General features: G+C 53.0%; 11 protein-coding genes. 3 read left to right on the forward strand and 8 right to left on the reverse strand.

The features are described from left to right. The 3 genes from ACT3TR_RS00510 to ACT3TR_RS00520 all read right to left on the reverse strand — a co-directional run bounded on the left by ACT3TR_RS00510 (position 1) and on the right by ACT3TR_RS00520 (position 3,574). Positions 1-1,122: an NAD(P)H-dependent glycerol-3-phosphate dehydrogenase gene (locus tag ACT3TR_RS00510; RefSeq protein WP_444625862.1), complete on the reverse strand. Its 1,122-nt coding sequence runs from the start codon at positions 1,120-1,122 to the stop codon at positions 1-3. Between the two features lie 155 nt (positions 1,123-1,277). Continuing rightward, positions 1,278-3,182 (reverse strand): molecular chaperone HtpG, encoded by a 1,905-nt coding sequence (htpG, locus tag ACT3TR_RS00515; RefSeq protein ID WP_193062510.1) that lies wholly within the window; start codon positions 3,180-3,182, stop codon positions 1,278-1,280. Between the two features lie 155 nt (positions 3,183-3,337). Further along, a complete protein-coding gene (locus ACT3TR_RS00520; protein WP_427047023.1) occupies positions 3,338-3,574 on the reverse strand; it encodes a YkvA family protein in 237 nt (78 codons plus the stop codon). A 218-nt stretch (positions 3,575-3,792) separates the two neighbouring features. Between ACT3TR_RS00520 and ACT3TR_RS00525 the strand changes: the two genes are divergently transcribed. Beyond that, the gene (locus tag ACT3TR_RS00525; RefSeq protein WP_444625863.1) at positions 3,793-5,742 is read left to right on the forward strand and encodes a transglycosylase SLT domain-containing protein; all 1,950 of its coding nucleotides are present in this window, start codon (positions 3,793-3,795) and stop codon (positions 5,740-5,742) included. A gap of 73 nt (positions 5,743-5,815) precedes the next feature. On the opposite strand, the gene ACT3TR_RS00530 is transcribed toward ACT3TR_RS00525, so the two are convergent. After that, positions 5,816-6,472: a LysE family translocator gene (locus tag ACT3TR_RS00530; RefSeq protein WP_096280839.1), complete on the reverse strand. Its 657-nt coding sequence runs from the start codon at positions 6,470-6,472 to the stop codon at positions 5,816-5,818. 137 nt (positions 6,473-6,609) lie between these two features. On the opposite strand from ACT3TR_RS00530, the gene ACT3TR_RS00535 reads away from it, so the two are divergent. After that, on the forward strand, positions 6,610-6,813 hold the full coding sequence (locus tag ACT3TR_RS00535) for a cold-shock protein (RefSeq protein ID WP_096280842.1): 204 nt from the start codon (positions 6,610-6,612) through the stop codon (positions 6,811-6,813). 54 nt (positions 6,814-6,867) lie between these two features. Here the strand turns inward: ACT3TR_RS00535 and ACT3TR_RS00540 are convergent, their stop codons facing one another. From ACT3TR_RS00540 to ACT3TR_RS00555, 4 genes are all read right to left on the reverse strand, one after another. Then, positions 6,868-7,587: a hypothetical protein gene (locus ACT3TR_RS00540; RefSeq protein ID WP_096280845.1), complete on the reverse strand. Its 720-nt coding sequence runs from the start codon at positions 7,585-7,587 to the stop codon at positions 6,868-6,870. A 43-nt stretch (positions 7,588-7,630) separates the two neighbouring features. After that, positions 7,631-8,590 carry a lipid kinase YegS gene (gene yegS, locus ACT3TR_RS00545; protein WP_444625864.1) on the reverse strand — a complete coding sequence of 320 codons (960 nt, stop codon included), beginning with the start codon at positions 8,588-8,590 and terminating at the stop codon, positions 7,631-7,633. A 41-nt stretch (positions 8,591-8,631) separates the two neighbouring features. Further along, a complete protein-coding gene (gene pepN / locus ACT3TR_RS00550; RefSeq protein WP_444625865.1) occupies positions 8,632-11,262 on the reverse strand; it encodes an aminopeptidase N in 2,631 nt (876 codons plus the stop codon). Between the two features lie 79 nt (positions 11,263-11,341). Continuing rightward, positions 11,342-11,827 carry a YajQ family cyclic di-GMP-binding protein gene (locus ACT3TR_RS00555; protein WP_193062500.1) on the reverse strand — a complete coding sequence of 162 codons (486 nt, stop codon included), beginning with the start codon at positions 11,825-11,827 and terminating at the stop codon, positions 11,342-11,344. Between the two features lie 245 nt (positions 11,828-12,072). Between ACT3TR_RS00555 and cobO the strand changes: the two genes are divergently transcribed. After that, a complete protein-coding gene (gene cobO, locus ACT3TR_RS00560) occupies positions 12,073-12,672 on the forward strand; it encodes a cob(I)yrinic acid a,c-diamide adenosyltransferase (protein ID WP_193062498.1) in 600 nt (199 codons plus the stop codon). The last annotated feature ends 37 nt before the right edge of the window (positions 12,673-12,709 follow it).

The following is a 12,709-nucleotide window of genomic DNA, read 5'->3' on the forward strand; positions in this document are numbered from 1 at the left end:
CTAATCCCCTTTCTTAAGCGGTGACGGGGTTTGAGAAGAAGCATGCTGATTAGGCTGATCACGATGGGCCTGCAGTACGGACTCGCGAGGCAAGATAAACTCTACATCACTGCTCTGCTCCCCCATCATTAATGTGCGCGCCATATCCTGTGCCGGCACGCCATCAAATAATACGCGAGAAAGTCCCTCAGCTAAGGGCATATAAACACCCATTTCACGCGCTTTAGCACACACCAATTTGACGGTATTGACCCCTTCTGCGACCTGGCCAAGCGAACTGACGGCCTCTTCCAGCGTGCGCCCCTCACCCATGGCATGCCCGACTCGATAGTTGCGCGACAAGTTAGACGAACAGGTAACGATTAAATCTCCGACCCCCGCCAGCCCCAGAAACGTCATCGGATTAGCGCCTTCAGCGACGGCAAAGCGGCTCATCTCTGCCAAGGCACGCGTCATCAGCATACTGCGGGTGTTTTCACCCATGCCCAGCGCCGCTGCCATTCCTGCGGCTATCGCATAAATATTTTTCAACGCACCGCCCAGCTCGACGCCATGGCGGTCATCGCTGGCGTAAACTCGAAAGTAGCGACAGCCTAATGCTTGCTGAACTCGAGTTCGCGTTAATGGATCGGCGCTTGCAATCACGGTAGCAGTGAGCTGCTTATCGGCAATTTCCGAGGCCAAATTGGGGCCTGCAATCACACCAATATGCTCAAAGCCGGTTTCTTGCTCAAGCACTTGGCTCATTAATAAAAAGCTATCTGGCTCGATCCCTTTCGTAGTGCTAACCAAAATCTGCTCAGGCGTTAACCATACTTTGGCCGCTTGCACTACGCTGCGAAAAGCCTTTGAGGGAATCGCGATCAGCACCAGCGAGGCATCGGCCAACACGGCTTTAAGATCGGTTGAGGCCTGCACGGCAGGGTTGATAGCGTAATGGGGCAGATAACGCCCGTTACGATGTTCCTGGTTAATCTGCGCCACCAGCTCTTCGTCACGCATCCACTGGCGAACGCGGGCGTTATTATCCGCGGCAATGCTTGCCAGCGCCGTACCGAAACTACCGCCTCCAAGCACCGCAACATTGATGGGCACCGCGCCGTTGATTTGCTGCTCAGCCATGATGATGTCCTAATAAGTCTCGCGGAACGTATAGCTACTGTATCAAAATCGATTTATTAAAGCAGACGGCCCGCTTGGATAACCAAACGGGCCGACGGCATAGCAACGCTACATTACCGACATTGCCTAAGGGCGTGCGTAAAACAGCGCCTAAATTAGGCGGTCAGCACGCTATTAAGACGCTTCACGTAAGCGGCGGGGTCATCCAGATGTCCGCCTTCGGCAATAATCGCCTGATCTAGCAATATGTAGGAAAGCTGGGTGAACAGTTCGCCCTCAGCGCTTTCAAGGCGTGTCACTAACGCATGATCCGGATTAAGCTCAAGAATCGGCTTCACTTCAGGCAGCGGCTGTCCCGCAGCTTCCATAATACGGCGCATTTGATAGCCCATTTCATGCTCGGGCAACACGACGCACGCCGGCGAATCGGTCAGGCGGTGGGTCACTTTAACGTCTTGAACACCGTCACCCAGCGCTTCTTTGACACGCTTGACCAGATCTTCTTTGGCTTTAGCCGTTTCTTCCTGGGCTTTCTTTTCCTCTTCGTCCTCGACATCGCCAAGATCGAGTTCGCCTTTGGCCACATCGGCAAAGGTTTTGCCATCAAACTCGGTTAAATGACTCATCAGCCAATCATCGATACGGTCAGAAAGCAGCAGTACTTCGATACCTTTTTTACGAAAGATCTCCAAGTGCGGGCTATTTTTTGCCGCATTGAGGCTGTCAGCGACCACATAATAAATCTTCTGCTGACCTTCTTTCATGCGCTCAACGTAATCGACTAAGGCGTGTTCTTGGGCAGCAGTATCGGTATGCGTTGAGGCAAAACGCAGCAGGCTGGCAATTTTTTCACGATTGGCTGAATCTTCTCCAGGACCTTCTTTTAACACGCTGCCGAAGGTATTCCAGAAGGTTTGATACTGCTCTTTGTCGTTGGCAAGTTTTTTCAACATGTCCAAGCCGCGCTTGGTGAGCGCTGCCTTGATCTTGTCGACCTTAGGATCTTGCTGGAGCAGCTCGCGAGATACGTTTAGCGACAGCTCGCGGGTGTCCAACACGCCTTTGACAAAGCGCAGGTATAGCGGCAGGAACTGTTCGGCATCATCCATAATAAAGACGCGCTGAACATAGAGCTTAACGCCGCGTGAACCATCACGATCGAACATATCGAACGGCGCACGGCCGGGCACATACAGCAGGCTAGTGTATTCAAGCTTGCCTTCAACCTTATTGTGACTCCAGGCCAGCGGATCAGAAAAATCGTGCGCCACGTGCTTATAGAACGCTTTGTACTCGTCCTCGGAAACATCACTCTTCGGACGCGCCCATAGCGCTGTCGCTTCGTTAACTGTTTCCCACGTCGTTACTTCACTACCTTCAATGCTGTTGCCTTCGTCATCTTTAGCCGTTTCAGTTTTCGGCATGCGGACCGGCACTTCGATATGATCCGAGTACTTACGCACTAAGCCTTGCAGGCGATAGTCGTCGGCGAACTCTTTTGCATCTTCTTTTAAGTGCAGAGTAATTTCGGTACCGTGCTGCGCGCGCTCGATATCGGCAACGGTAAACTCGCCCTCGCCTTTTGAACGCCACTCAACGCCTTGAGCCGCATCGGTGCCTGCTTTACGGGTACGTACCGCAATTTCATCGGCAACAATAAAGCCTGAGTAGAACCCCACACCGAACTGGCCGATCAGCTTGGCATCTTTTTGCTGCTCGCCGGAAAGCTGCTTAAGAAACTCAGCAGTACCAGAGCGCGCAATCGTGCCCAGGTTGGCGATGACATCTTCGCGATTCATACCCACACCGTTATCGCGCAGGGTAATAGTATTGGCATCGCGGTCATGCTCAATTTCGATGCGCAGCTCACTGTCGCCTTCATACAGCGCATCGTTATCCAGCGCGGCATAGCGAAGCTTGTCGCAGGCATCTGCTGAATTCGAGATAAGCTCGCGCAAGAATATTTCGCGATTAGAATACAGGGAGTGAATCATCAGATTCAGGAGCTGCTTAACTTCCGTTTGAAAGCCAAGAGTTTCTTCATGGGTAGCAGTAGTCATGCGCTTAGCCCCTTATTTATGGATCACGTTTTAGGATCAGGTTGAGTCATGCGCCTCTGCGCCATGCGCCCAGAGGCATAATCTAGTTTCGTGAGCCTTATATGGTGTTAAGCAACGTTTTTTCAAGCAGGTAGGTGATAACTAGCGGACAAGTATTAAGACGGCGTCATATCGGGGTTGGTGTATTTCCAGGCACGATAGCCTTCTAAGCGCTGATCAATACGGTTTAACAGCCATCCCACAATTAGCACATCATCAATAATGCCAATCAGCATCAAAAAATCGGGAATCAGGTCGAACGGCATGACTAAATACGCCAGTGCCAATGCCATCATGGCGAATGCCGACCAAGGAACAGGCCGAAAATCGCCTCGCAAGACGTCCCGGGTCATGGGTAAAAACAATTTTAAAGCCCGCAGAATGCGTTTTGTGACCCAAACGCGTGATTTGAGTCGACGCAAGAACCACCAAGTGGATAATGGAGCCATCGTAATTGAATCCTCCTAGTCTCTAAGTTGTCGGATCATCATTGTAAACATTGGTTCATTTTAGCGGTTGCTCAGCAATCCCTCAGACCTAAATAGACGTCAATCAATAGAGAGAGAGCACCATGTTGGTTTCGCCATTTCGCCATACCGCTCGTGTGCTGTGTACGGCACTGCTGGCTGGAATTCCCACGCTGTCCTGGGCCGCTTCAGATAGCGACCTCCGTGACGCCCTCAGCGCAGCCAGGGAGCAGCAGTGGCAGCGCGTCGACGAGCGCTTGATTGAAGACCACCAGCTGCGCGGCTACGTTGATTATCATCGCATAAGAGGACAGCTGCCGAACGTGTCCCCTGAAAGGGTCCTGCAATTTATGGATCAGTATGCGGATTCGCCACTGGCCGGTTGGATCCGTGGTCAAGCCATTGCTAACTATGGCCATGCGGGCCGCTATAGCGACTTACTTAGTGTGGCTGATGGCGAACCGGCCGGCACCGCGCGCCAATGTTACTACTACACTGCGCTACTCAACGCCCAGCCGCAGCAGGCCAATCAAGCGGGTCTTGACCTGTGGCTGACTGGCGGCTCTCAGCCTGACGCTTGCAATACGCTTTTTGAGCGTCTTCGCGCCAACGGCACGATTGACGCCACGGCGATCTGGGAGCGCAAGATGCTGGCGTGGCAGGCAGGAGAAAACAATCTCTCAAGCTACCTGGGCGGGCTTTTAAGCGGACAGTGGCAAACCGCTCTAGACACCGTTGATGACGTTTCAGCACGCAGCCGGGCCATTACCCAGGCCCCGCTATGTTTGGGCCCTGAGTGCGCAGCAACCGCAAGCTTCTATCGAGCGGCGATGCAACGCTTCACCCGCGAAGACACCCCCGCCGCCTTTGCCGCGTGGCAAGAAATAGCACCGCGCCTAAGCCTACTGCCCAGTGACCAGCAGGCCATTGAGGAAGAGCTGGCTTTTTATGCGTTGGTGCGCGAGGTTCCGGGTACGCTTACCTGGGTCGACAGCGTACTTCCATCACTGGATAGCGAGCGCGTACTAGAACTGCGCGTGCGCCGTGCACTGGCAGAACGCCGCTGGGATGATGTCGTCCATTGGATTGCCGAAATGCCGGCCGGCCAGCAAGAAAACAGCCGCTGGCAATATTGGTTGGGACGTGCAAACGGCCAGCTTGGCAATCAGGTAGCCGCCGAATCGCGCTATCAGCAGGCCGCCACGGATCGCAGTTTTTATGGCTTTGCCGCTGCAGAAAAACTCGGCCAGCCTTACCAGTTGAATCTTGAACGCAATCATTTTGACGCAGCATCGCGGCAGCGCATCGCCCAGCTACCGGCCGTCCAGCGTACTGAAGCATTACTGCGCATTGGTGAAGATGGGCTAGCTAACAGCGAGTGGCTACACGCCGTTCAGAGCGGCACACCCCAACAGGCCAGGGCGTTGGCAGACTATGCCGCCAGCCAGCAGTGGCACGCACGTTTGGTGCAAACCACCATTGCAGGGGAGCTATGGGACGCCCTCGACTGGCGCTTCCCCCAGGCCTATCACGACAGCTTCCTACACTGGGGCAGGTTAACCGGCGTAGATCCTTACCTGCTCATGGCCATTACACGCCGTGAAAGCGCCTATAACCCCAATGCCCTTTCACCTGCAGGCGCACGCGGATTAATGCAGCTGATGCCGGGCACTGCCAGCCAGGTCAGCCGCGAACTGGGGATTAGCGATCCTGGGCCTTATGGCGTGCTGGACCCTGAGCTAAACATCCGTTTAGGCAGCACCTATCTGCGCGATAAGCTACAGCGCTATCAAGGCAATCGTCTTGCAGCGACCGCGGCTTACAATGCAGGTCCGGGGCGCGTTGACCAGTGGCTCGGCAATAGCGTAGAAGAGTTTGATCTGTTCGTGGAAAGCATTCCTTTTCGTGAAACTCGCGACTACGTGCAAGCGGTGCTCAGCTATCGAGTGATTTTCGAGAGCCTCGCAAACGGCGGTAATAGTGAAGGCGTTTCTCTGCTTAGCGACGCTGAACAGCAGGTACGCTATGATCGCGCGCTACTTGCCCGCCGCTGAATCTAAGCCAACGGGCGAAGCCGCTTAGCGTGAAATTGCCATTCACAAAACCATGCATTGCTCAGCGCCCCCTCTATAGGGGGCGCTGCGTTAGCGCAAGCCGGATACCAAAGGCAATCAAAACGGTGCCGGTCACAGCATTTAAGATTTGTGCAACCCGCGCACTGGCCAACCACTTACTCGCACTGCCTACCATCAGCACGACGCCAATTTGCCAAACGTTGGCAATCATAAAATGCACGCTCGCTAGCCACAGTGACTTCAGTAAAACAGGGTCGCTTGGTGCAATAAACTGAGGCAAAAAGGCCATATAGAACACCACCGTCTTGGGATTCAACACATTAGACAAGAACCCCTCTTTAACGGGTTGCCAGCGAGAGACGGCAGCGCCCCCTTGCAACACTCCGTTAACGGGCAGCGGCTGCCCACGGCGTGCCGCCAAAAGGCTCGTCACGCCCAGCCAAATCAGATAGCCCGCCCCGACCAGTTTAAGCAGATGAAACGCCCATGCTGACTGCAGTAGAATCAGTGAGATTCCCAACGCAGAAATAGTTGCATGAGCAAATAGCCCGCAGCAAATAGCAACGCTGGTAGTGACTCCATCACGAATACCGCCACGCGCGGTATTACGAATCACCAGCAGCGTATCCACCCCAGGGCTAATGGTTAATAGCGTGATCGCCACCAAAAAAGACAGAAACTGCGGGTCAATAAAGCCAAACTGCATCATGATTGTGTGCTCATAACGAAATGAAAAAATCTTAGGAGTCTGGCTGGACGACAGCCTAATTTACATCTAGAGTAATTGTAGCGGGTGGACAATTGAGTTGCCCGTTTGATTACTAAGCAAGTTAAGGAAATTAGAAAATGGCAACTGGCACAGTTAAGTGGTTCAACGATACTAAAGGCTTCGGCTTCATCTCTCCTGATGACGGCGGAGACGATCTGTTCGCCCACTTCTCCGAAATTCAAGCTGAAGGCTTCAAGACCCTTCAGGATGGTCAAAAAGTCAGCTTTGAAGTGACTCAGGGTAAAAAAGGCCTTCAGGCTTCCAACATCCAACCCGCTTAATTGCGAACGGATGGACAAAGGCCCGCTAATGCGGGCCTTTTTTATTGCTAGTTATTAATTCTGGCGTTCCGATGGTAACGCTGGCCCGCTCTGAGCCTCCTCACTCTCCATCTCTTTAAACTGCTCCTCAAGACGCTGCTCGGCTTCTTCAAAGCGGCGCTCAGTATCTTCAATTAAAGCGTCTACATCGGTAGATTCAAGACCGTCGTCTAACGGCGTGCGCTCTGGAATACTGCTGTTGGTTTCCCAGCTAGGCGGGATATCTTCACTTTCCATCGGTTCAAACGCGGGAGCCTGCTGCTCAACCTCCTGAAACTGTTCCTCAAGACGCTTTTCGGCTTCCTCAAAGCGACGCTCGGTTTCTGCAATCATCTCGTCCACATCGGAACGCGTTGCCTCACCGGGCATTGCACTATCTTCATTAAGCGCATCGTCAGGGTCAGCGGCCAAAGTCTCTTCACCTGCCTCTAACGTTTCACTCTGTGTGGCCCCCTCAGTATTGCTTTCCTCTGTTTCGTCATCACGCAGGGCATCGGCGCGCTCAAGCTGCTCCTCGGCCTGACGCGCCTCGATGTCATTTTCTACTTCTTCAGGCGTTGCCATCTCTGCCGCATTTTCAGCCGCAGCGGGCCCTTCATCCTCGCGTACCATTTCGTCATCCGCCACTTCAGCATTATCAGCGGGTGCCACGGCAGGATCTTCTTGAGAGTCTCCACAGGCGCTTAGCATTAATGCCACGACGGCAAGTGCAGGTATCCACACGCGATTTGCCATTTGATACGTCTCCTTCATAACAATAAAATTCTGAGTCCACCCATTAATGCTGATGGGCGGAAGATAGCAACGGGCAATCCTCGGGTATCAGCACGCGCAGCGCAAGCGGCACCGCTTCAGCACAGAAATGATCGTACCAGCGCGCCTCGCCGTCTAGGGTAAGCGGCCAAGGAGGATCATCTGCCTGAGTGGTCACTGTCAGTTGGCTAGTCGTGAAATAGCGAACAAACTTTCCGTCATAAGGAAAATCTTGCAGCTCACCAATCAGCTTGGTCAGCTCAGTGACGGAGCTAAAGTCTTTCACCAGCAGCACATCTAAACGCCCGTCATCAAGCTTAGCGCGAGGGGCTAACACTTGCCCGCCGCCTGACTGGCGGCCATTGCCCAATGCCAGTAGCAGCAGCGATGCCCTCTCCTCCTTGCCATCCCAGTGAAGCGTGCCGCGATAGCTGCGATGGCGCCAAGCCTTTAGTGCGCCCATCAGCGAATAGGCTCCACCGCCCAACATACGCTTGAGCGTTTTGGGCGTGGAGGAGGTAATTTCAGCGCCAAACCCGCCGGTAGTCATGTTGATATAATAGCTGGTCGTCGCTTCGCCCTCCTTTCCTGCCGTCACCCGTATAACGTCAATGGGGTGTGAGCTTAGCGTCATCGCTGCCGCTAACGCCTGGCCGGGCTCCAAAGGCAAGCCTAACGAGGTAGCAAAGTCATTCGCGCTGCCCAGTGGCACAATACCCAGTGCGGGACGGTGATCGTGGGGCAGTCGCATTAGACCATTCATAACTTCGCTGACAGTGCCATCACCTCCACAGGCGATCACATGCGTGATACCCATCGCCTTTGACTGCTCGGCAATATCAGCAGCATCGCCGCCCTCCCAAGTAGCGCGAACGGTGATTAGCATCCCTGCTTGGCGTTGCTCATCAACGGCTTCACGCAATGCCGGATTACCGGCAGATTTACCATTAATAATCAGTAAATAATGCTGCTGAGAGTCTGTCACCGTTATTTTTCCTTTCCTTGGTTAACCACCGTTGCTGACCGTCATGCCAACGCCTTCTCAACCACCTCATATACATTGGAAGATAGCGGTTCTTTTTGAATACGCTCAAGTTGAGACCGCATTAATCCCTGACGGGTTTCATCGAAGCGCTGCCAGCGCGTTAACGGCGTAATCAGACGGGCTGCAATTTCGGGGTTAAGTCGGTTGAGCTCAATCACCACATCGGTCAGCAATTGGTAACCCTGGCCATCTAAACGGTGGAAATTTACCCGGTTCTGAGCAAACGCCCCGATCAGTGCGCGAACCTTATTGGGATTTTTAAGTGAAAACGCAGGGTGCTGCATTAAATACTTAACTCTCTCCAGCACATCCGCCTGAGGACGCGATACCTGAATGGTGAACCACTGGTCCATCACCAACGGGTCGTGCGCCCATTTTTCCCCGAATGCTTTTAACGCCGGCGATGCAAGGTCATCACGATCACTATGCACCATCAGCGTCAGCGCTTGACGGACATCGGTCATGTTATGGTCGGCGCTGAACTGCGCTTCGCACAGTGCCAAGCCCTGCTCATCTTCAATCGACATCAAGTAGCAAAGTGCAATGTTCTTCAGACTGCGCTGGGCAATTTGCTCTGGTGTCGGCGCGTATGGCTGCTCAGTCATATTGGCTTCGTAAACAGCGATAAACTCGTTGCGCAGAGCAACCGCCAGCGACTGGCGTACGAACTCACGGGCAGCATGAATTGCATCGACATCAACGATTGGCTGCTGCTCGGCGATATACGCTTCAGAGGGTAGCGTCAGCATTTCTGCCAGTACCGCCTTATCACTCATTGATCCGGTCAAAAGCGTCTTAAAGGCTTCTGTCACCCGGCTATCCATGACCTTTTCCACGCCGTTGCGATGGGCCGCAATCAAGTCATCTAATGCTAATAAAGCGAGGCGCTGACCTGCATCCCAACGGTTGAAGCCATCGCTATCATGGGTCAACAAAAACGCCAGATCTTCTCGCGAGTAGGGATAATGCAGCTTCACCGGCGCAGAGAATTCACGCAGCAGTGACGGTACGGGCGCTTCAGCCACATCGGTAAAGATAAACGTATTCTCATCATCACGCAGATGAATGACCGCATCTTTGCCTAATTCTTCACCGTTTAATGTCAGCGTGAGATCTTGCCCAGACTTAGTGCCAACTAGCCCCATACGCACAGGGATATGCAACGGCAGCTTGTTTGGCTGCCCTGGCGTTGCCGGCGTGCGCTGGCGTAACGTTAGGTGATATTCGCCGTGAACGTAGTCATATTCGCCATGAGCATCAATATCCGGGGTTCCTGCCTGAGAATACCAGCGCATGAATTGGCTAAAATCCTGGCCGGAAACCTCCGCCATACAGCCGACAAAGTCTTCAATCGTCACCGCTTGACCGTCGAAACGCTCAAAGTAAAGATCAGAGCCCTGACGAAAACGCTCTTCGCCAACCAAGTTGCGCAGCATGCGTACGACTTCGGCCCCCTTCTCGTAAATCGTCAGGGTGTAGAAGTTGGTAATTTCAATAAAGCGGTCGGGGCGAATCGGGTGCGCCGTGGGGCCAGCATCTTCGGCAAACTGCGCGGTACGGAAAAAAGACACGTCTTGGATGCGCTTAACCGGCGCAGAGTTCGTATCCGCCGAAAAACACTGATCACGAAAGACCGTAAAACCTTCTTTCAGCGAGAGCTGAAACCAGTCTCGGCACGTCACCCGATTGCCGGACCAGTTGTGGAAATACTCGTGAGCAACAATGCCCTCTACATTCTGAAACGCAGCATCGGTGGCGGTATGAGGATGCGTTAATACGGCAGCAGAGTTGAAAATATTGAGGCCTTTATTTTCCATCGCCCCCATATTGAAATCATTGACGGCGACGATCATAAACAGGTCAAGATCATACTCACGGCCGTAGGCCTGCTCATCCCATGCCATCGCTCGCTTTAGCGACGACATCGCATGCTCAGTTTTATCGACATTGTCTTTTTCCACCCAGATCTGCAGCGTGACCTCACGCCCGCTCATGGTGGTGAAGTGGTCTTCGACGCAATGCAGATTGCCTGCCACTAGAGCAAACAGGTAACAGGGCTTGGGATGTGGGTCTTCCCACGTGGCAAAATGGCGACCGCCTTCCAAGTTGCCGCGCTCAATAGGATTACCGTTGGCGAGCAGCACCGGCTCACGCTGCTGGTCACCAATAACGGTCACCTTGAACGTCGCCATTACATCCGGACGATCAGGATAAAACGTAATGCGCCTAAAACCTTCAGCTTCGCACTGAGTACAGTACATGCCGTTAGATTGATAAAGGCCTTCTAACGCCGTGTTCTCCTGCGGAGCAATTTCAACGTCGCTTTCCAGCACAAACCGTTCAGGTACCTGGGCAATATGCAGGCCCTTTTCATCAAGCTGATACGACGATGCATCCAGCGCCTTTTCATCAATGGCGAGGGAAATCAGTTTTAAGTGCTCGCCGTTTAATATTAGCGGCGTGTCGGCGTCAGCGTCGGAATGACGCTCAATCGACAGGCGCGCTTTCACACGGGTCGCGGCGGGGTCAAGATCAAACGTCAGCTCGGCATGAGTAACCCGGTAGGCGGGTGGCTGGTAGTCGCTTAAAAAAACCGGCTGCGGATCAGACATAGTGCTTGACTCCTGTATAAAACAATCATTCACATGATTAAATGAGGGCGATGACGGTGGGCTGCGTTAAAGCCCTGGACTAGTCGCGAAAATTATCAAACTGCAGCGGCAAGTCGGGCCCTTCTTCAGCGCGTAGTAACGCCATGACGCCTTGTAAATCATCGCGCTTTTTACCCGTGACGCGCACTTTCTCACCTTGAATTTGCGCCTGTACTTTTATCTTGCTGGCTTTGATGCGCTTGACCACATCTTTTGCCTCTGCTGCATCAAGTCCCTGCTTGAGCGCAACTTCTTGGCGCGCCTTAACGCCGGAAAGTACGGGGTCTTGAATATCCATGCAGCGGGCATCAATGCCGCGAGCAATTAATCGCCCGCGCAGTACGTCCAGCATTTGCTTGAGCTGGAAATCAACGTCTGCCTCTAGCTGCACTTTATCGGCTTCAAGTGTGAAGCTGGCATTGACGCCTTTAAAGTCAAAACGAGACTGTACTTCGCGATTTGCCTGATCAACGGCGTTAGCACCTTCGTGCTGATCAAACTCTGAGACAATATCAAATGAGGGCATGATTCAATTCCTGACAAGACATGGCCCACCATTCTAGAGCAGGCAGCCCCCTACCGGCCAATTCTCTTCGCTTTCTGTGTGTTTTAAGCGCCCATTCATTAAACAGCTCTTAACGCAGGTTCATAATTAGTTGTACACAAGTTATTCTAAAGAAGACTCAAAAAAATGTTCAACGCAAAGTGGATGGCTTACGCTAACGCGCTACCTTGACCATCGTTATGATTAAGTGCTTTCCAGGAGACACCATGAGTGATCGCGACACCCGCCACAAAGCATCGATGCAGAAGCTCAAAGCACGCGTAGATGAGAAAGTCGCCAGCGCCAATGAGCAACGCGGCCTCATTATCGTCAACACGGGCAATGGGAAAGGTAAAACGACTGCTGCCTGGGGAACGGTGACCCGCGCCTTAGGCTATGGTTACAACGTGGCGGTTGTGCAGTTTATTAAAGGATTATGGGAATGTGGTGAGCGCAATCGTTTAGAAGAAGATAGCCACCTAGAGGTGGCGATTATGGCCACAGGCTTTACTTGGGATACGCAAAACCGACAGGCAGATACCGAGGCCTGTCACGCGGTGTGGAAAGAGGCGGAGCGCATGCTGGCCGACCCAGAGATGTACCTGGTGGTGCTGGATGAAATTACTTACATGCTTAAGTTTGGCTACTTAGAGATTGAAGCGGTGAAACAGGCATTGGAGAATCGCCCGCCGGAACAGACGGTCATTATTACCGGTCGCAACGCCCATCGTGAGCTGATCGCCATGGCCGACACGGTAACCGAAATGCAGGAAATCCGCCATGCTTTCAACAACGGACTTCAGGCGCGTAGAGGTATCGATTACTAGCCTTCTACACAAATCGATTTTAAATACGCGACGTTTA

Origin of the sequence: Halomonas sp. AOP12-B1-6 (genome assembly GCF_052379225.1) — a bacterium.
GTDB classification, from domain to species: Bacteria; Pseudomonadota; Gammaproteobacteria; order Pseudomonadales; family Halomonadaceae; genus Vreelandella; species Vreelandella casei.

Bases quoted from the DNA above. Each gene is read 5' to 3' on its own strand.
- ACT3TR_RS00555 (WP_193062500.1), bottom strand. From the start codon at position 11,827: ATGCCCTCATTTGATATTGTCTCAGAGTTTGATCAGCACGAAGGTGCT.
- ACT3TR_RS00520 (WP_427047023.1), bottom strand. From the start codon at position 3,574: ATGACCCGGGACGTCTTGCGAGGCGATTTTCGGCCTGTTCCTTGGTCG.
- ACT3TR_RS00510 (WP_444625862.1), bottom strand. From the start codon at position 1,122: ATGGCTGAGCAGCAAATCAACGGCGCGGTGCCCATCAATGTTGCGGTG.
- ACT3TR_RS00530 (WP_096280839.1), bottom strand. From the start codon at position 6,472: ATGATGCAGTTTGGCTTTATTGACCCGCAGTTTCTGTCTTTTTTGGTG.
- pepN (WP_444625865.1), bottom strand. From the start codon at position 11,262: ATGTCTGATCCGCAGCCGGTTTTTTTAAGCGACTACCAGCCACCCGCC.
- htpG (WP_193062510.1), bottom strand. From the start codon at position 3,182: ATGACTACTGCTACCCATGAAGAAACTCTTGGCTTTCAAACGGAAGTT.
- cobO (WP_193062498.1), top strand. From the start codon at position 12,073: ATGAGTGATCGCGACACCCGCCACAAAGCATCGATGCAGAAGCTCAAA.
- ACT3TR_RS00535 (WP_096280842.1), top strand. From the start codon at position 6,610: ATGGCAACTGGCACAGTTAAGTGGTTCAACGATACTAAAGGCTTCGGC.
- ACT3TR_RS00525 (WP_444625863.1), top strand. From the start codon at position 3,793: ATGTTGGTTTCGCCATTTCGCCATACCGCTCGTGTGCTGTGTACGGCA.
- ACT3TR_RS00540 (WP_096280845.1), bottom strand. From the start codon at position 7,587: ATGGCAAATCGCGTGTGGATACCTGCACTTGCCGTCGTGGCATTAATG.